Origin of the sequence: Serratia microhaemolytica (genome assembly GCF_004011885.1) — a bacterium.
GTDB classification, from domain to species: Bacteria; Pseudomonadota; Gammaproteobacteria; order Enterobacterales; family Enterobacteriaceae; genus Serratia_G; species Serratia_G microhaemolytica.
Map to the genome: position 1 here is coordinate 136,900 of NZ_SBEF01000003.1, position 17,961 is coordinate 154,860.

Consider the following 17,961-nt stretch of genomic DNA (forward strand, 5'->3'; position numbering starts at 1 on the left):
TTTTGATGACACATCCCAGCCAGCCACAGCAGATTATGATTGTGGAAGATGAACCCAAGCTTGGGCAATTGCTGGTAGATTATTTACAAGCCGATGGTTATTGCACCAACTGGCTGACCCGTGGTGACCGCATGATCGCGACAGTACGCCAGCAACCGCCGGCGCTGATCCTGCTTGATCTGATGTTACCGGGGTGTGACGGCCTCACCCTCTGCCGTGAACTGCGCCGTTTTAGCAATATTCCATTGATTATGGTCACCGCCAGAATTGAGGAACTGGATCGTCTGCTGGGGCTAGAGATCGGTGCTGATGACTACATCTGTAAGCCATACAGCCCACGCGAAGTGGTTGCTAGAGTTAAAGCCGTTTTGCGGCGTGCACAGCGTGATCCAGAACCGGCACAATGTACAGCGGTGTTAGAAATTGACCTAGCGGCTTTTCAGGCCAGCTACCAGGGCAACTTGCTCGATTTGACCCCGGTTGAGTTTCGCTTACTGAAAATTTTGTCCGAACAGCCGGGCAAAGTCTTTTCACGCCAACAACTGCTTGACAGTGTATACGATGATTATCGCGTGGTGACTGATCGCACCATTGATACCCACATCAAAAACCTGCGCCGCAAACTGGAGCAGTTAGAAAGTGATAAACCCTTCATCCGCTCGGTGTATGGTATTGGTTACCGCTGGGAGGCGGAACCCTGTACACAGCGACTGGTAGGTTAACTTGCTGTTGCCGCCACCGGCTAAGTGTATCGCAACCGATACTGACACAACTGACAGCACAACACCCAGCGGCAAGCATTCCGGTTAACCATTAGCAAACGGGGTAAATTTGCCGCCAGCAACATCTAGCGGCTGATTTCTTCCGCTAATATCGCTACAATCTGCCGCTTTCACGGTGCCATCAGGTGGCATCGTACTGACCTGAAATCAGACTGAGACGACTATGCCTAACTTAACCACAGCGACACAAAACACCTTTGTCCCGGAACTGCTCTCCCCTGCCGGTAGCCTAAAAAACATGCGTTACGCTTTTGCCTATGGTGCTGATGCCGTCTACGCAGGTCAGCCACGCTACAGTTTACGGGTACGTAACAATGAGTTTAACCATGAGAACTTAGCCCAAGGGATCGCAGAAGCTCATGCGCTGGGTAAAAAGTTTTATGTCGTGGTCAACATTGCGCCACATAATGCCAAACTGAAAACCTTTCTGCGTGACTTGAAACCGGTGGTTGAAATGGGGCCGGATGCGCTGATTATGTCCGATCCCGGTTTGATCATGATGGTGCGTGAAGCGTTTCCCCAGATTGATATTCATCTTTCGGTACAAGCTAACGCAGTGAACTGGGCAACGGTGAAATTCTGGCAACAGATGGGATTAACGCGAGTGATCTTATCACGAGAATTGTCACTGGAAGAGATCGCCGAAATCCGCCAGCAGGTACCAGAGATGGAGCTAGAAGTGTTTGTACACGGTGCGCTCTGCATGGCTTACTCTGGCCGCTGCCTGCTCTCCGGTTACCTGAATAAGCGTGATCCGAACCAAGGCACCTGTACCAATGCCTGCCGCTGGCAGTATCGTGCTGAAGAGGGGCGGGAAGATGACGCGGGCAATATCGTCCACATGCACCAGCCGATTGCGGTACAACAAGTGGAGCCGACATTAGGCAGCGGTGCGCCAACCGATAAAGTGTTTATGCTGTCTGAGGCACAACGTCCAGGTGAATACATGAGTGCCTTTGAGGATGAACATGGCACCTACATCATGAACTCAAAAGATTTACGTGCGATCGAGCATGTGGAACAACTCACCCGATTGGGCGTGCATTCACTGAAAATAGAAGGGCGCACCAAATCTTTCTACTACTGCGCACGCACTGCACAGGTGTATCGCCGAGCGATTGATGATGCGGTGGCAGGAAAACCATTTGATCCTAGCCTGTTGACAACGCTTGAGGGCCTGGCACATCGCGGCTATACCGAGGGATTCCTGCGTCGTCATACGCACGATGCTTATCAGAACTATGGCTATGGTGCTTCGGTATCGGAACGTCAGCAGTTTGTCGGAGAGTTCACGGGTGTGCGTCGTAATGGCTTGGCGGAAGTGGATGTGAAAAACAAATTTTTGCTCGGTGACAGCGTGGAGATGATGACGCCGAACGGCAACGTACAGTTCACTCTGACAGCGATCCAGAACAAGAAAGGGGAAGCGATTGAGGCCGCGTTGGGTAATGGGCATATTGTCTATTTGCCGATACCCGAAGATGTGCCACTACAATACGCGTTATTGATTCGTAATCTGCCATAAAAAAAGCGTTTCAGCTAAAAAAAATGTTATCGCCATTGTTAGTCAATGGCGTTTTCTATCAAATATTAGAATTAGATCACAACAATAAGTTAACTACTCAGCTACTATCTAGATGCTCAAATAAATAAAAATATATAGCAATGCTAGGAACCACCTCCTTTAGCCAGCCCAATCTCCCTTGGGCTGGCGCCTTCTTAGCCTGACTTCCTGTAATAAATATCTTCGTTCTAAACGTTTTATTGCCAATCCTGCTCTGTTTAAGTCTTATCTAGCGCTTAATCCAGTTAAATAGATAGGCCGATTAACACAGAGAATTAACGAGGTTGAATCACAACAATAGATTTAATCAATGTAACATATTGATAATGAATTATTTTTTATTTTTATTGGTGTTTTTTATCGGTGTTAATCCGGTATGAGTAGTAATAAAAACTACAGTATTAGATGTATATAAATGTTTTTCTTGAAAAGTGTTTTAAAAATATAATACGATTTTTTTCATTAAAACAAACAAATCATAAACAAAATGCTTTTTTGTGAAAAATTTATTGACAATTCTTTTCTGTTATTTTGGTGAGAGAAAAGAATAACGATTGCATTTGGCTGAAATAATAGTCGATTAGTGAATGCTGAATTAACTGATTGCTATCTTAAACTGTCGATGAACTGCTGCTGTTTATTTCCACAACATCACTCGCAGGCTGTTTTGTCAGCACTCAGCACACTATCCGTAGACAGAAACATACTGAGATTTATTGAACAGTGGCGATGCTCTTTGGGTATTTAAACGCAGTTGGCTATTCTGGTTGGTATTCACTGTGTCGTATTTAGGATAGCCCCCCAGTTGAACGCACCGTTCAGTACTGGAACACGTCTGAGGTGAAGAGTGACACGTGATTTGAGTGTGGGAAATAACATGGTGGGTTATTGGCAGCGCCGGTTAAGGCACTATAGTGCGCACAGTAAGCACATACAAACAATGCAGCGTACAACGAACGAGGCAGGGGATGGAGCAGCATAGCACAACAAATTGCCCCATCGGATAGGTACTAACCGATGGGGCATTAACACTGTGGCAGCCTAGCTTTAGCGGCGGTTGCCGAAGATACGTAGTAACATCAGGAACAGGTTGATAAAGTCCAGATAGAGTGTCAGTGCACCAAAAATTGACAGTTTACGGAAACCCTCTTTATCAGCCGGGTCAAGTTGTTCACCCATCGCCTTCAATTTCTGTGTGTCATAAGCAGTAAGGCCCACAAACACTACAACACCAATGTAGGTAACTGCCCACATCAGCGCACTGCTTTGTAACCATAAATTGACCAGCGAAGCCAGCACGATACCGATCAGCGCCATAAACAGGAGACTGCCAAAACCGCTGAGATCACGTTTGGTCGTGTAACCGTAGAAGCTCATGGCACCAAACATACCGGCAGTGATAATAAAGGTGCTCGCGATCGACTCACCGGTGTAGATCAGTAGCAATAGCGACAGAGTTAGACCTGTGAGCGCAGAGTAGAGCATAAACAGCGAGGTGGCCATCGCGCCGCTAAGACGGTTGATCATCCCTGAGATGACAAACACCAAACCAAGTTGCGCAATAATCAATCCGTAAAAAGCGAACTTGCTGGATAACAGCAGGTACTGAATTTGCGGACTACCGGCTGCATACCAGGCAACAAACGCAGTGAGTAGCAGGCCACAACTCATCCAACCATAAACCTGAGCCATAAAAGCCTGTAGGCCGCTGTTGGCATTCTCAACAATTGAACCATTGCGTGTATATCTTTCCATGGTGATTACCCTAATTGATTGTGAACCAGAAGGAAGAAGTGGGGCAGCATAAAACCGGATCAAGCGACGGCGATAACAGACAAGCGACCGAGTGGCTGATACTCACTTCCTGTTAGAAAGCGTATCACAGAACCTGGATTATGGAATCAACAACTCGGTGAATTTATTTTTTGTTTTACCAGCGGTTAGCAGCTTGTTGGTCTGAGTCACGCGCTTCAACCCAACGCTCACCCACCTCAGTTGCTTCACGTTTCCAGAATGGAGCGCGTGTTTTCAGATAATCCATAATGAATTCAGCGGCAGCAAACGCTTGGCTGCGGTGTGCTGCGGTGACGCCAACAAACACAATTTCATCGCCGGGAAACAGTTCACCGATGCGGTGAATAACCGAGATGCGCTGTAACGGCCAGCGCTGGCGTGCTTGGTCGACAATCTCTGCCAACGCCTTTTCTGTCATGCCGGGATAGTGTTCCAGTGTCAGGGCGCTGACACCATCACCCAAGTTGTGATTGCGCACCTTGCCGGTAAAGGTGACCACTGCACCATCGTCATCACAGCAGGCTAACCACTGATACTCATCACCGACACGAAATGATGCACTGCCAACGCGGATACGGGTATGCTCCATCGTTAGCCTCCCGTTACAGGGGGGAAAAAAGCGACTTCATCACCAGCCTGTAGCGGATGATCGGCAGTGACTAATGACTGATTGACTGCCATTAACAGTTTGCCTGACTCTAACGCTAACGCCCAGCGTTCACCACGCGCAGATAATGCCAGGCGCAACGCTTCTACTGTCGGATACTCTGCTGGCAGAGTGAGACCATCGGTGCCGAGTAATTCACGCACCTGAGCAAAAAACAGAACACTGATCATGAGGCCACCAAGAAATCACCTGACTTACCACCGCTTTTCGCTAATAGACGTACGGGGCCAATCACCATATCCTTTTGCACCGCTTTGCACATGTCATAGATAGTCAATGCGGCAACCGAGGCGGCAGTCAAAGCCTCCATCTCTACCCCTGTCTTGCCACTCAAACGGCAACAGGTCTCAATATAAACCTGGTTCGATTCTGGTTGTGCGCTGATGTTCACTTCGACCTTACTCAACATCAGTGGATGGCAGAGTGGGATCAGCTCCCAAGTGCGCTTGGCCGCCTGAATGGCAGCAATGCGTGCGGTAGCGAATACATCGCCTTTATGGTGACTGCCATCCAGGATCATTGCCAGCGTAGCCGGTTGCATTGTTACAAACGCCTCTGCACGCGCTTCACGCACTGTGTCGGCTTTGGCCGAGATGTCAACCATATGAGCCTCGCCGGCCGCATTAAGATGTGTTAATTGCGTCATAATCTACTTTTTTAAATGTGGCAGGAAGTTGCATGGGCGATGGCGCGCATCCAACTGCTGTTTAATGATCTTTTCCCAGGCGGTACAACAGGCTCGAGGAGAACCTGGCATGGCAAAGATCACGGTCTGATTGGCCATACCGGCCAGCGCTCGAGACTGGATACAGGCGGTGCCAATCTCTTCAAATGAGAGCATACGGAACAGCTCGCCGAAACCTTCGACCTGACGATCAAACAGCGGCGATATTGCTTCCGGGGTGTTATCGGCCTGGGTATAGCCGGTGCCGCCGTTGATCAGTATCACCTGTACCTGTTCATCAGCGATCCACACCGCGACCTGTGCACGGATCTGGTAAAGGTTATCTTTCAGCAGGGTACGAGCAATGACTTGATGACCAGCTTCCAGCACGGCTTGCTGTAGATAGTCGCCGGAAGAGTCCTCTTCGGCACTACGGCGATCAGAAATAGTCAGAATAGCGACGTTTGCCGGAATAAATGTGCTACTGGGTTGGCTCATAATGATGCTGTGCTCCTCTATTTGCTGGCAGGTTGCATCGCGTGGGCGAGTGCTGACCTAGAAAGTCAGCCACCAATAAATGACAAGTTTTGCGTGATCCCACTGTTACCTTGATGCAGGAAATGGGTCTGCTTTTTGGCCTGCAAACTACTATAGATACGCATTTTCAACTGCTCCAACTGACTGTCATCTGCCAGCAAGTCACGCAGTGTCAGGCCCTGTTCACCAAATAGACACAGGTGCAGATCACCCACAGCAGAGACACGTAGCCGGTTACAACTGGCACAAAAATCCTTCTCATACGGCATAATCAGACCAATTTCGCCCTGGTAATCGGGGTGGCTAAAAACTTGTGCCGGGCCATCACTGCGGCTGCGAGTGCCTTGCTGCCAACCCTGTTGCAGCAGTTGTTGGCGCAATAATGCACCAGAAACATGTTGTTGGTGGAATAACGCTTCTCCTTGGCCAGTCTGCATCAATTCAATAAAACGCAGTTGGATTGGGCGTGATTTGATCCAGTCAAGAAATTGCGGCAATTGGTGCAGATTGGCTTCTCGCATCAACACGGTATTAACTTTCACCTTGCGGTAACCAACGCTGAAAGCGGCGTCGATGCCGGCCATCACTTGACGAAACTTATCCTGACCGGTGATGGCATGGAATTGGCGCGCATCAAGGCTATCGACACTGACGTTGATATCGGTCAATCCTGCGGCTTGCCAATTGGCGACATCACGCGCCAAGCGGTAACCATTGGTGGTGACCGCCAGAGTGCGGATTGCGGTATTTTCGCGTACAGCGGCGATAATCTCGGTGAAATCGCGCCGTAAAGATGGTTCACCACCGGTGAGACGTACCTTCTCGGTGCCAAGCTGAGCAAAAGCGCGCGTAACACGGCGGATTTCATCAAGCGAAAGAAAAGAACGAGGGCTGCCATGCGGTTGATAACCATTGGGCAAGCAGTAGGTACAACGGAAGTTGCACACGTCGGTGATCGACAGACGTAGATAGTAAAATTTGCGCTCAAATGCGTCGATAAGTTGCTGCACCTTAACACCTTTCCAAGTACGGGAGATGCGAGCGTTTCCACTCTGCACCCTGGCGGCCTATCGGCCACGGCTAAGACACCCTATTGTCTAACTGGACAACGTAGGCGGCAAAGCTAGGAGTTGTGATGTGGTTCCGAATCCGGTTGAAAAGTGGTGGAACGACACCGTGGTTTATGGCGATTCTAACGCTAATCTCACGTTATGAACAGTCAGCATTATACAAACACATTGATTGACATCATGCAACAGGCATTCTTTAGAGCAGTTTATTTGTTGAATCAGAGCGATATTCATCCCCTGTGTTGCTGGAACGCTAGTGGTGTTTAGCCAGTTGGCCGAAATACGCTAAACCCCGAGTGGCCACTGTAACAGATAGACCCAGACCAGCAGCAACGTTGTCCAGACAAACAGGAACGCGATGCTGAATGGCAGCATGAGCGACATCAATGTACCCAGTTTGGCATTCTCATCGTAAGTCTGTGCTGTGGCCAGCACTATACCCAAGTAACCAAACAGCGGGCTAATGATATTGGTAACAGAATCGCCAATGCGAAATGCAGCCTGTGTCACCTCTAACGGTATCCCGGCATAGAACAGCGACGGTATTAAAATTGGCGCCATCATGCTCCATTGCACTACCGGCGAGCCGATAAAAAGATTCAATACGGCACAGAGTAGCACGACCAACAACAGGATCACTGTGGAAGGCAGCGCGGTAGTTACCAGCAATTTACTGATTGAAATTGCTAATAGACCAGAGAGTTGGCTCAACTTAAACAGATAGATGAGCTGTGAAGCAACAAAGATAATCAGTAACAGCAGCCCAAGTTGACTTAAACTTTTTTGGCACGCCTTGATTAAGTCACGCTCTGTTTTAAAGCTTCCGGACAGCCAGCCAAACGTTAAACCGCTCAGGCCAAATGTTAGCGCAATCAGTACAGGCAGCGCTTTGATCACTTCTGTGCGCCCTAATGGCTGGCCCTCTCTTGGTGATAACCAGCCACCGGGTAGAAGGGTAGAGAGCAGAAAGAAGGCGATACAGAGTACAAACACCAGCCCAGCAGCGAGCATAGCGCGATCACTCTGTTTGTTTGACACGATGTCTAAACAGGGCAGGTTACACAAATGGCTGGATAACAGCTGCTTTTGTGCCAGACGTTTTTCAACTATGCGGATAGAGACAACGGTACCGGTGAATACCAGCACTAACACACTGGCACTCATAAAGAAATAGTTGGCCATCGGGCTAACCACATAGCTGGCATCAATCAATTGCGCAGCTGACGTAGTAATACCCGATATCACCACATCATAAGTGGTCAGAAACAGCGTCGCATGGCTTCCGCCAGCGGCACCAGCAAAAGCGGTTGCCAACCCGGCCAATGCTGGGCGTCCGGCTGCTTGGTAGGCTTGGCAGGCGAGAGGGATCAGTATAATGTAGCCAACCGCGCCAATGACATTGGATAGAATACCTAACGTAATGATACTTATCGTTAACTGCCAGTATCCTGTTTTATTTACCAGCCGTTGCACACTATAGGCGATCAGTCCAGAAGCGTCGGCGAGGCCAATACCTATGGTAGCGATAATCACCACACCTAACGGAGGAAACTGAATAAATGCCTCAACACTGCCACCGAGCCATGTGCGGATACCGTTGGCAGACAGCAGGTTGTTGACATGCTGTATTTCGCCACTGGGCAGTGTGTAGGAAACTTGCGCAACGGATGCCACAAACGAAGCGACAACAACAATCAACGCTAGCCACAGAAACAGAAAGACCGGATGGGGAAGTCGGTTTCCCCACTGCTCTATTTTATCGAAGCTGTTCATCTTCATCGGAATCCGCTAACTAAGCTCATTTTCTGGGGGGTGGTGAAAGAAATTTACACGTATCAATTCAGTTCTAAATAAAATATAGTCAATAAAATTAGTAGATTGTGTCTGTTGTTGATTTCTCTGTGATCGCGTTACTGACGCTGCCGAATGTGGCAGACACGGTTGAGACTTTACTGAAAATCGTTCTCATTTTCAATTGCTCATTTCCAGCACCAACAACCAATAGTTTGGCACTGTTGATGCTGGTTCGCCGCCTGGCTAACCAAAATGGTGGAGTCGTAATTTATCTATCAGCAAGATATGATAGTCGGCAATCAGCTTCATTATTCAGGAATCATTATGCGTAACCGCACTCTTGCCGATCTCGATCGGGTTGTCGCTCTAGGAGGAGGGCACGGCCTTGGACGTGTAATGTCTGCACTCTCATCACTGGGATCACGTTTAACCGGCATTGTCACCACCACCGATAACGGCGGCTCCACTGGGCGTATTCGCCGTAGTGAAGGCGGCATTGCTTGGGGCGATACGCGCAATTGCCTCAATCAGTTAATCACCGAACCTAGCGTTGCCTCGGCGATGTTTGAATACCGCTTTGCTGGCAGTGGTGAGTTGGCTGGACATAACTTGGGTAATTTGATGCTTAAGGCATTGGATAATTTGAGTGTTCGCCCACTGGATGCCATCAACTTGGTACGTAGCCTATTGAAGATCGATGCGGCGCTGATCCCGATGTCAGAACAGGCGGCAGATCTGGTCGCTCATGATCATCACGGCCAAGCGGTGCATGGGGAAGTTGAGATCGACAAGCTGACTCACTTGCCACAGGCATTAATGTTATCACCGCAAGTACAAGCAACGCGTGAAGGGCTAGATGCAATTGCACAAGCTGATCTGATCCTGATCGGCCCCGGTAGTTTTTTAACTAGCCTGATGCCGCTACTGTTGCTAGACGATCTCACCCAAGCGTTGCGCCGCAGCCAAGCCAACATGGTTTACATTGGTAACTTAGGGCGAGAATTGAGTGTGGCTGCAGCAGGATTAACGCTGCAAGATAAGCTAACACTACTGGAAAGCAAAATGGGCGGTAAAATGATCGACGCGGTGATTGTTAGCCCAACTGTTGATATTGGCACGATAGCGGGGCGGATTGTGATCCAGCAACCACTGGAAGCCGATGATATTCCTTATCGACATGATCGCCATCTGCTACGTCAGGCGCTGGAACAAGCATTAGTCGCGTTGGCTGCTAGAACCTGAAAGCCAGATGCAATCGCAGCCGGTGGCGCTAATAAATCACATTTCGCCTACCAGGCTGCTAGCCCAGATCTACAACCGGTAAAGTTATAGCTGCCAACGGAACCAAGCAAACAACACATTACCGTTATTGTGCGTGCCGGGGATATAGGTCGCTTGGAAAGTGAAACGCTGGTAACCGATCGAGGCTAACGGTACCAAAGCCGGTACTGGTACATAGCTCCAGTTATCACGAGCAGTAACACCGACGGTATATCCCAAACCCAAACGGAAATTGTTATCTTGAGTGGGGCGCCAGATCTTCTCATAGGCATAACCGCTGAACGGTTCCCACTTATTGAACGAGTCCTTGAACGCCATAATATAGATCGCGTGCCAATTACCATTGCCATCAAAGCGTGACATACCGTAACCAGCGCCCCAAGGGCGTTCATTGTAGTGATCAATCTTGTATTGGTCATAAGTCCAGCGATTGTGCCAAGTGATCACCGGTAGATAAAAATCCCGGTCAGGTGAACTATGCCAAGTCTGTTTGACATCATCAACAAAACGGTTCCACCACGACGCAGACGGCTCAGCATTGCTCTCGTCGTGGGTTACTGCTGCCAAGCTCGGCAGTGTGGAGAAGAGTAACATCGTCAGAGTGACTATCTTAGTCTTGCTGAAAAACATCGTGCGTGACACCTCTTGCAAAATAGAACGGCGCATTTTACGGATCACTTTGCCTATAGCAAGTGCCATGCCAATACTAATTGTCATTTTGTTTTAATTTGTTCAGCCTGCGTTAACACAACAAGCTAACGCACTTTTCCATCCTCACGGGTTATCGGTAGCCGATGAAGCCAGTGGCTGAAGTCTAACTTCATATCTCATCGTGCTAAATCGGGCTCGTTGCTGCCGACGTCTGCCTAGGTTGAATTGGCAGTGTAGTTGACCAAAAGCTAAAAAGTAAAAAAATCTGGCACGATGAACGCTGCCAGATTTTTATGCTTGTCGTTCTTACTCGCTGTGGTTACAGCTTGCGCATCACCAACGTCGCGTTGGTACCACCAAAACCGAAGCTATTTGACATCACGGTCGTTAACGCACGCTTGGTTGGCTCGGTGATGATATTCATGCCTACAGCTTGCTCATCGAGTGTTTCAATGTTGATACTTGGCGCGATAAAGCCATGCTCCAGCATCAGCAGACTGTAAATTGCCTCCTGCACACCGGCGGCTCCCAATGAGTGACCTGTCATGGCCTTGGTGGCAGAAATGGCCGGGGTGCCGTTACCAAACACTTCACGGATCGCCCACAGCTCTTTCACATCACCGACCGGGGTAGAAGTACCATGCACATTCATGTAGTCAACTGGCGTATCAACCCCCGCCAACGCCATTTGCATACAGCGCACAGCCCCTTCACCGGAAGGGGCAACCATGTCTGCACCGTCAGAGGTGGCACCATAACCGACAATTTCTGCGTAGATATGGGCACCGCGTGCGAGTGCGTGTTCTAACTCTTCCACGACAACCATACCGCCACCACCGGCAATCACGAAGCCATCGCGGTTAGCATCGTAAGTGCGAGAAGCTTTCTCAGGCGTATCGTTGTAACTGGTAGAGAGCGCGCCCATGGCATCAAACTCACACGACATCTCCCAGCACAACTCTTCGCCACCGCCGGCAAATACCACATCCTGCTTACCCAGTTGGATCAGTTCGACCGCATGGCCGATACAGTGCGCAGAGGTTGCACAGGCAGAGCTGATTGAGTAGTTAACACCACGAATTTTGAACGGGGTAGCGAGACAGGCTGAAACACCGGATGCCATCGCCTTGGTCACCATATAGGGGCCGACACCACGCAGACCTTTGGCACGCATTCCGTCTGAGCCTGCCACTTGGTTACGTGGCGAGCCACCCCCAGAGCCAACCACCAGGCCGGTACGATTGTTCGAGACCTGCTCTGGTAGCAAACCAGAATCTTGTATTGCCTGTTCCATCGAGAGATAAGCATAAATTGATGCATCACTCATAAAACGCATCACTTTACGGTCAATCAGACCTGAGGTGTCTAATTTAACATTACCCCACACGTGACTACGCATACCGGAATCTTTCAGTTCCTGAGAGAAGGTGATCCCTGATCTCCCCTCTTGCAGGCTTGCTAAAACCTCCTGCTGGTTGTTACCAATGCTAGAGACGATTCCTAGGCCAGTAATCACTGCACGTTTCATTCAGCACCTCTTCCACAATTTCATATTAGGAGTTTTGTCTGCACTTTAGCTTACAGATGTACGCTGAGCAAGTCCGATCTGCAAACAGTACGATCATTTTATGCGGTTTGCAGCCAGTTAGCAGACTGGTTAGAATCGCCATATTCTCCTTTATTATCGGTAATCCATTGTGATCACTACTCCGATACAAACTGCCAGCCTGAGTTGGAATCAACAAGGTACACCTGTTTCGCAACAATTTGACGATGTTTATTTCTCTAATCAAAGCGGGCTACAAGAAAGCCAGTACGTTTTTATTGAGGGTAATCAGCTAACCACACGTTTTGCCACCCATAGCCGCCCGCTATTTATTGTTGCAGAGACCGGTTTTGGTACTGGTCTCAACTTTTTAGCGTTATGGCAACATTTTGCTGATTTCTGTCGTCAGCAGCCGAATGCCAGATTGCAGCGGCTGCATGTGATCAGTATTGAGAAGTTTCCTTTACAGCAGAGCGATCTACGAGCAGCTCATGCACAATGGCCAGAGTTGGCTCCATTAGCGGCAGAGTTACAAGCACAGTGGCCACTACCGTTAGCGGGCTGTCACCGCTTGTTGTTTGCTTCAGGCCAAATCACACTCGATTTGTGGTTCGGGGATGTCAACCAGTGGCTGCCCGCGTTAGCCGGCAATCTTGATCGTCAAGTAGATGCCTGGTTCCTGGATGGTTTTTCTCCGGCTAAAAATCCAGCCATGTGGAGTGAGACACTGTTTAACGCCATGGCACGTTTTAGCCGACCAGGCGGTAGCTTCGCCACCTTCACTGCCGCAGGCTTTGTCAAGCGTGGCTTAAAACAGGCAGGTTTTAATGTCAGCAAATGCAAAGGGTTTGGGCAAAAAAGAGAAATGTTGACAGGGCAATTACCGGACAGTGTCACCCCGCCGACACTGGCTACCCCTTGGTATGCTCGACCACCCGCAACGGATTGTACCGATATCGCACTGATTGGCGGTGGTGTCGCCAGTGCCTGCTGCGCGTTATCACTGTTGCGTCGTGGTGCCAATCTCACCCTCTATTGTGCTGATGCGCAGGGTGCTGAAGGTGCATCGAGCAATCGCCAAGGAGCACTTTACCCACTGTTGAATGGCTCAGGTGACCGCTTAGAAAACTTCTTCAGTCACGCCTTTTTATTTGCGCGCCGCCAGTACGATGCGTTACGGCAGTTGGGAATAGAATTTGATCACCAATGGTGTGGTGTTAGCCAACTGGCTTACGATGTTAAAAGTGCGGCCAAAATTGAGCGGTTGCTAGCTGCTCACTGGCCGCAACAGTTGGCACAGCCGGTTGATCGCGCTGCATTAACTGCATTGTGTGGCCTCGATTGTGGTGTCGGTGGGGTACACTATCCGTTGGCCGGGTGGCTCTATCCAGCACAACTTACCCGCGCCATATTGGTGCTGGCTGAACAGCGAGGAATGGTTTGTCACTATCAGCACAGCCTCAATGCACTGGTTGCCGATGGTGATTATTGGCAACTCCATTTTGCCAATGGTGAGATACGTAGACACAAGACGGTGATCCTAGCCAATGGTCACCGCGTAACCGAGTTTCCTGCCAGTGCGGCACTACCACTCTATCCGGTTGCGGGTCAGGTTTCTCACATTCCGACTACTGCAACATTAAGCCAGTTAAAACACGTGCTCTGCTACGATGGCTACCTGACGCCAGTCAACCCTGTCAATCAGCATCACTGTATTGGTGCCAGTTATCAGCGTGGTAGTGTCAGCCTGGAGTACAGCGCAAGCGAACAGCAGGAGAACCGCGCGCGTCTGCTGCGCTGTCTGCCAGAACAGGCGTGGCCGCGCCAGATTGATGTCAGTTCACAGCAGGCGCGTCGTGGGGTGCGTTGTGCCGCGCGTGATCACCTGCCAATGGTGGGCGCATTGCCGGATTATCCAGCGACACTGGCGTGCTACCACAACCTGCAACAACAATCTGTTGCGGCTGAAACGGTGGCAGAAGCACCTTATCATCGAGGGTTATTTATTATCGGTGGGCTAGGTTCGCGTGGCTTATGTTCGGCACCATTGGCGGCAGAAATTTTGGCCGCTCAGCTATTGGCTGAACCACTGCCAGCCGATAGTGAAATGCTGGCAGCACTCAATCCAAACCGGATCTGGATCAGAAAGTTGCTAAAGGGACGCCCTGTTTAGCCAACCCCTGCAACGGTTACAAGCCAGCGCAGCGTTCAACTGCCAGCGCTGGCTCAGACCGTTGCGCTATTACTCCTCCAACTCCAGCAACGCTGTTTGATACAGGCGCTGCCACAACCCAAGCACCAGCACCTGATCGGCGGGAGCCAGTTCCCCTGCTTTGATCGCTTTTACCAGACTGTGACGTACACGCATGTCCAACTGCGTTAATGTCGTATCCCCTTTCTCTTGTGCTTGTGCCACTGCCAATGTCAAGTGTCCGCGCAGATATCCGCCAGCAAACAACTCATCATCGCTGCCGTGCTCAACCATCTCATCAATCAGTGTTAAAACACGCGCTTCAAAATCAGCGATCATCTTATTTCCTCTTTCTATGGCAAACATAGCCAAACTATTTCTAGGCTGATATCTCAGCCTAAACCTTAGCAAGGATAACAGCGTGAGCCTATTAACCTACGGGATGATGCATTAGAGCCTATCCTATTAGGGTCATTCTACTTGCCGTCTTGTTGCCGGGTGGTGTTTGGGATCCCCAGCATTGCGTGTATGTTGCGGTTTTTGTGCGCTATCAGCGTGTAAAAACTGACTGCGCCAATGACGCCTACTCGGTTAGGCTCTGGCTGCTTCAAACACGCTTTATTACGGTATTTATTGCATTACTTATCTCTGATTGTATTGTCTGCAAACATCTCCTATCGGCGGAAAATTAATTTAATGCTTCTGGGTATGGAAAACAGCTGGCGCAGAGCTGTGGTGTTTGGTAATACGCCCGTAGTGCTTGGATAAATTGTGCAGCTCTTTGCGGAATGCCTTGCTCAAGAAAAGCCAACACCCGCGCATGGACTAAGCGCTGAAACGCGATGCGGTCCGGTTCAACATCACCATTCAGATTGTCGCAACTGACGTTAAAGTTAAAATCTGCTGCGACACAAAACATCCACTCTAACGCTTGTGGTGTGATCTCCACTACCTCAAAGCGGCGTTGTGTTGGTGCATCACGGCCATCTGGACAGTACCAATAGCCAAAATCGACTTGCTTGCGGCGCTCTACTCCAGCGACACACCAGTGAGCGATCTCATGCATCGCACTGGCATAGTAACCATGAGCAAAAATGACGCGATGATAAGCATATTGCTCATCCGCTGGTAAGTAGATCGGCTCATCATCACCTTTAACCAACCGCGTGTTATAGCTTGCACTGAAGCATTGGTTAAATATCTCAATCAGGTGTTGATATTGATGTCTTGGTTGATCTGTTTGTGACATAAAAATTTGGCTCACCCTGGCACACAAGCGACCATAATACCGGTAATTGTTGATAAGCTGAAGCCAAACCCGATTCAAACATAGGTGTCATAACTTCTTTATCAAGAGGGTGGATGCCATTCAGTGTATGCAGTCGCAGTGTATCAGCGCAGTTGCACGCTCTGCTGCCAGCAACAGCGCTGGCAGTAATAGGTACCTAGCGTGCCCGTTTCTCTGCCAGCAATGCCGCCTTGCCGGTGTTCTGATGTTATTGGTGATGATTAAAATAACGCATTATTTGCGCACGTAACCATTGGTTGGCGGGATTGTTACGCTCACGGTTATGTATCATCAAACGGTAATGGATCGGCAAGCCAGTGAGTGGTGCTGGGAGCACTTGAAGCCCTAACTTAGCGGCAAACTGCTGCGCAACTGTTTTGGTGACGATAGCAAGGCTATCACTCATGGCAACCAGAGACATCTGTACCATCATCGAGTCACATTCAGCGGCAATGTTACGTTCACTCAGACACTCTTCAGTAAAATAGTCTGCCAGATAGACATTCTCACGCCGTAGTTTGAGTGTGACATGCTGTTCTTGATAATACTGGGCTAACGAGACTGCTCCCTGAATGCGCGGATGCTGTTGACGGGCAATCAGGCAGATCTCATCACTGAACAACTTTTCTGAAAAGAACAACGGAACAGAGTAATGGGAAAAGTCGATAACCAGATCTGCATGTTGCTGATTAAGTAGCATCAGTTGCTGTTCTAGACTGTGCGGCATCGGCAGCAACTGGATCGCAATTTTGCCCAGTGAGCGATCCTGCTCAAGTTGTGGCAACAGCATCAGCATCAGAGGTTCGGGAAGATAGACCAAAAATTTACGGTAACTGTCGGTGTTAAAACTGTGCAGATTATCCAAGGTGTTGCGGATCTGACTCAACGCGGGTTCCAGTTGTTTCGCTAACTCATCAGCATGGTGAGTAGGCGTGATACCGCGACCATCGCGCCGGAAAAGGGTGACACCGAGTTGATCTTGTAGCCGCTTTAAAATCCCGCTGACACCAGGTTGCGTTAACCCGATCGCATTTGCTGCTAATGTGATCGAACGCTGGCGATAAACGGTCAGGAACACATTTAACAGGTTGAAATCGATACGATGACCCATACTACCACCCGAAAGATTGCATTTTATAATCTATTATTCATCATATTGGAAAAGTTGCCGCTGATCTGTTTTGTTTTTTTTCAGTCAGTAATTAAAGATAGGTACTGAAACATCAATATCACTAATTGATTATCACAATCGGAATGACGCTCGAAATCGTTGTTTACTGCGTGTACACTGCATTTTCTGCGCTCAGTTTGTGCTGAAACTGATGGAGTCAATCGTGCTTACTGGGCTAGACCCCAAATGTGTAGTGATTTGTTAACGGCAGGTATCGATCCTGTCTGGCATCTTAAAACACCGTTTGCTCCAGTGCGGTATGCAATCATGAGGTATTCAATACAATGAAGAGACATCATGTTATACCATTTTTATGCGGTTTTTTTTTACTCCCTGTGGTGGCAGAAAGCAGTACAGTCAAAGAGAGTGTTAAATCGGCCGCCTCTAATTTTATCTCTACAGCTAAGGATGCGATCTCTGGTATTAGCGAAGGCATTGTTGATGGTAGAAAAGAGGGGGAAAGTACCGATAAAGCACACATTGCCAGTAATCAGCAGGAACTTGCTGAGTTACTCAGTTTTACTGTCATCTCAGCCGAAGAGCTTGGCCAAGGTAAATATCAGCTAACGTTAGCAGTGCGCAACGACAACCCATTCCTGGTTCGAGTAACCAACCTTTCGCAGCACAATTCAATTGTTTTATTGGATAAGGATGGCTTCTCCTACCCCTTACCAACGCCTGCCATTCAAGGGACAGATATCACCGCGATTGAGAAGTCATTGACTCGAGTTAGATATACATTTAACAACGTAGAGGGAGAACCAAAAACGTTGCGTATTTTTGCCACGGAATTGCCGATCACCAAACTGGTTCCCGTTAGCCCCGCGATCCCAGTTAGCGAATAACGACTCGCTCAGCAGGCAAGCTAACGCCTGCTGATCACAGTTTTCAGCACGAGAGTTCCCTGTCAGCGTTGTAGCATCAGCATCAAGGCCAGCTACCACCACTGACACATTGCAAA

General features: G+C 49.1%; 17 protein-coding genes and 1 riboswitch. Of the genes, 5 read left to right on the forward strand and 12 right to left on the reverse strand.

Annotated elements, in window-relative coordinates; all coding sequences use genetic code 11:
• Positions 1-5 precede the first annotated feature (5 nt).
• Complete coding sequence (gene baeR / locus EOJ37_RS03440) at positions 6-722, forward strand: envelope stress response regulator BaeR (protein WP_127957831.1); 717 nt, start codon at positions 6-8, stop codon at positions 720-722.
• A 223-nt stretch (positions 723-945) separates the two neighbouring features.
• A complete protein-coding gene (gene trhP / locus EOJ37_RS03445) occupies positions 946-2,307 on the forward strand; it encodes a prephenate-dependent tRNA uridine(34) hydroxylase TrhP (protein WP_127957833.1) in 1,362 nt (453 codons plus the stop codon).
• Between the two features lie 1,086 nt (positions 2,308-3,393).
• Here trhP and EOJ37_RS03450 read toward each other — a convergent pair.
• The 7 genes from EOJ37_RS03450 to EOJ37_RS03480 form a co-directional block, all read right to left on the reverse strand.
• Positions 3,394-4,101: a Bax inhibitor-1/YccA family protein gene (locus EOJ37_RS03450; RefSeq protein WP_127957835.1), complete on the reverse strand. Its 708-nt coding sequence runs from the start codon at positions 4,099-4,101 to the stop codon at positions 3,394-3,396.
• A 175-nt stretch (positions 4,102-4,276) separates the two neighbouring features.
• Positions 4,277-4,729: a molybdopterin synthase catalytic subunit MoaE gene (moaE, locus tag EOJ37_RS03455; protein ID WP_127957837.1), complete on the reverse strand. Its 453-nt coding sequence runs from the start codon at positions 4,727-4,729 to the stop codon at positions 4,277-4,279.
• Between the two features lie 2 nt (positions 4,730-4,731).
• Positions 4,732-4,977: a molybdopterin synthase sulfur carrier subunit gene (gene moaD / locus EOJ37_RS03460; protein WP_127957839.1), complete on the reverse strand. Its 246-nt coding sequence runs from the start codon at positions 4,975-4,977 to the stop codon at positions 4,732-4,734.
• Entirely contained in the window at positions 4,974-5,453 is a 480-nt protein-coding gene (gene moaC, locus EOJ37_RS03465; RefSeq protein WP_127957841.1) for a cyclic pyranopterin monophosphate synthase MoaC, read from the reverse strand. Before moaC ends, moaD begins: the two co-directional genes overlap by 4 nt.
• A 3-nt stretch (positions 5,454-5,456) precedes the next feature.
• Positions 5,457-5,969 (reverse strand): molybdenum cofactor biosynthesis protein B, encoded by a 513-nt coding sequence (moaB, locus tag EOJ37_RS03470; RefSeq protein ID WP_127957843.1) that lies wholly within the window; start codon positions 5,967-5,969, stop codon positions 5,457-5,459.
• Positions 5,970-6,034: 65 nt separating this feature from the next.
• Entirely contained in the window at positions 6,035-7,018 is a 984-nt protein-coding gene (moaA, locus tag EOJ37_RS03475; RefSeq protein ID WP_127957845.1) for a GTP 3',8-cyclase MoaA, read from the reverse strand.
• A riboswitch (molybdenum cofactor riboswitch) is annotated at positions 7,008-7,150 on the reverse strand. Its footprint overlaps the gene before it by 11 nt.
• A gap of 213 nt (positions 7,151-7,363) precedes the next feature.
• Positions 7,364-8,851, reverse strand: coding sequence for an AbgT family transporter (locus EOJ37_RS03480; protein WP_206194016.1), 1,488 nt, complete (start codon positions 8,849-8,851; stop codon positions 7,364-7,366).
• Between the two features lie 345 nt (positions 8,852-9,196).
• Between EOJ37_RS03480 and yvcK the strand changes: the two genes are divergently transcribed.
• Positions 9,197-10,114, forward strand: a complete 918-nt coding sequence (gene yvcK / locus EOJ37_RS03485) for a uridine diphosphate-N-acetylglucosamine-binding protein YvcK (RefSeq protein ID WP_127957849.1) — start codon at positions 9,197-9,199, stop codon at positions 10,112-10,114.
• 84 nt (positions 10,115-10,198) lie between these two features.
• On the opposite strand, the gene pagP is transcribed toward yvcK, so the two are convergent.
• Both pagP and fabB read right to left on the reverse strand, forming a co-directional pair.
• Complete coding sequence (gene pagP / locus EOJ37_RS03490; RefSeq protein ID WP_240651661.1) at positions 10,199-10,783, reverse strand: lipid IV(A) palmitoyltransferase PagP; 585 nt, start codon at positions 10,781-10,783, stop codon at positions 10,199-10,201.
• A gap of 340 nt (positions 10,784-11,123) precedes the next feature.
• Entirely contained in the window at positions 11,124-12,332 is a 1,209-nt protein-coding gene (gene fabB / locus EOJ37_RS03495) for a beta-ketoacyl-ACP synthase I (RefSeq protein ID WP_127957851.1), read from the reverse strand.
• 169 nt (positions 12,333-12,501) lie between these two features.
• Here fabB and mnmC point away from each other — a divergent pair, with 169 nt between their 5' ends.
• Positions 12,502-14,523 (forward strand): bifunctional tRNA (5-methylaminomethyl-2-thiouridine)(34)-methyltransferase MnmC2/FAD-dependent 5-carboxymethylaminomethyl-2-thiouridine(34) oxidoreductase MnmC1, encoded by a 2,022-nt coding sequence (mnmC, locus tag EOJ37_RS03500; protein ID WP_127957853.1) that lies wholly within the window; start codon positions 12,502-12,504, stop codon positions 14,521-14,523.
• A 69-nt stretch (positions 14,524-14,592) separates the two neighbouring features.
• Here the strand turns inward: mnmC and EOJ37_RS03505 are convergent, their stop codons facing one another.
• The 3 genes from EOJ37_RS03505 to EOJ37_RS03515 form a co-directional block, all read right to left on the reverse strand.
• Positions 14,593-14,880 carry a YfcL family protein gene (locus tag EOJ37_RS03505; RefSeq protein WP_127957855.1) on the reverse strand — a complete coding sequence of 96 codons (288 nt, stop codon included), beginning with the start codon at positions 14,878-14,880 and terminating at the stop codon, positions 14,593-14,595.
• Positions 14,881-15,229: 349 nt separating this feature from the next.
• Entirely contained in the window at positions 15,230-15,790 is a 561-nt protein-coding gene (locus tag EOJ37_RS03510) for an elongation factor P hydroxylase (RefSeq protein WP_127957857.1), read from the reverse strand.
• A 247-nt stretch (positions 15,791-16,037) separates the two neighbouring features.
• A complete protein-coding gene (locus tag EOJ37_RS03515; protein WP_127957859.1) occupies positions 16,038-16,940 on the reverse strand; it encodes a LysR family transcriptional regulator in 903 nt (300 codons plus the stop codon).
• 344 nt (positions 16,941-17,284) lie between these two features.
• Between EOJ37_RS03515 and EOJ37_RS03520 the strand changes: the two genes are divergently transcribed.
• The gene (locus EOJ37_RS03520) at positions 17,285-17,845 is read left to right on the forward strand and encodes a hypothetical protein (RefSeq protein WP_127957861.1); all 561 of its coding nucleotides are present in this window, start codon (positions 17,285-17,287) and stop codon (positions 17,843-17,845) included.
• Positions 17,846-17,961: the final 116 nt, after the last annotated feature.

Excerpts from the sequence above, each read along its gene's own strand:
- yvcK (WP_127957849.1), top strand. The coding sequence starts at position 9,197 with ATGCGTAACCGCACTCTTGCCGATCTCGATCGGGTTGTCGCTCTAGGA.
- moaC (WP_127957841.1), bottom strand. The coding sequence starts at position 5,453 with ATGACGCAATTAACACATCTTAATGCGGCCGGCGAGGCTCATATGGTT.
- EOJ37_RS03480 (WP_206194016.1), bottom strand. The coding sequence starts at position 8,851 with ATGAACAGCTTCGATAAAATAGAGCAGTGGGGAAACCGACTTCCCCAT.
- pagP (WP_240651661.1), bottom strand. The coding sequence starts at position 10,783 with ATGTTTTTCAGCAAGACTAAGATAGTCACTCTGACGATGTTACTCTTC.
- moaE (WP_127957837.1), bottom strand. The coding sequence starts at position 4,729 with ATGGAGCATACCCGTATCCGCGTTGGCAGTGCATCATTTCGTGTCGGT.
- EOJ37_RS03505 (WP_127957855.1), bottom strand. The coding sequence starts at position 14,880 with ATGATCGCTGATTTTGAAGCGCGTGTTTTAACACTGATTGATGAGATG.
- moaD (WP_127957839.1), bottom strand. The coding sequence starts at position 4,977 with ATGATCAGTGTTCTGTTTTTTGCTCAGGTGCGTGAATTACTCGGCACC.
- EOJ37_RS03515 (WP_127957859.1), bottom strand. The coding sequence starts at position 16,940 with ATGGGTCATCGTATCGATTTCAACCTGTTAAATGTGTTCCTGACCGTT.
- moaB (WP_127957843.1), bottom strand. The coding sequence starts at position 5,969 with ATGAGCCAACCCAGTAGCACATTTATTCCGGCAAACGTCGCTATTCTG.
- trhP (WP_127957833.1), top strand. The coding sequence starts at position 946 with ATGCCTAACTTAACCACAGCGACACAAAACACCTTTGTCCCGGAACTG.
- baeR (WP_127957831.1), top strand. The coding sequence starts at position 6 with ATGACACATCCCAGCCAGCCACAGCAGATTATGATTGTGGAAGATGAA.
- fabB (WP_127957851.1), bottom strand. The coding sequence starts at position 12,332 with ATGAAACGTGCAGTGATTACTGGCCTAGGAATCGTCTCTAGCATTGGT.
- EOJ37_RS03520 (WP_127957861.1), top strand. The coding sequence starts at position 17,285 with ATGAAGAGACATCATGTTATACCATTTTTATGCGGTTTTTTTTTACTC.
- EOJ37_RS03510 (WP_127957857.1), bottom strand. The coding sequence starts at position 15,790 with ATGTCACAAACAGATCAACCAAGACATCAATATCAACACCTGATTGAG.
- EOJ37_RS03450 (WP_127957835.1), bottom strand. The coding sequence starts at position 4,101 with ATGGAAAGATATACACGCAATGGTTCAATTGTTGAGAATGCCAACAGC.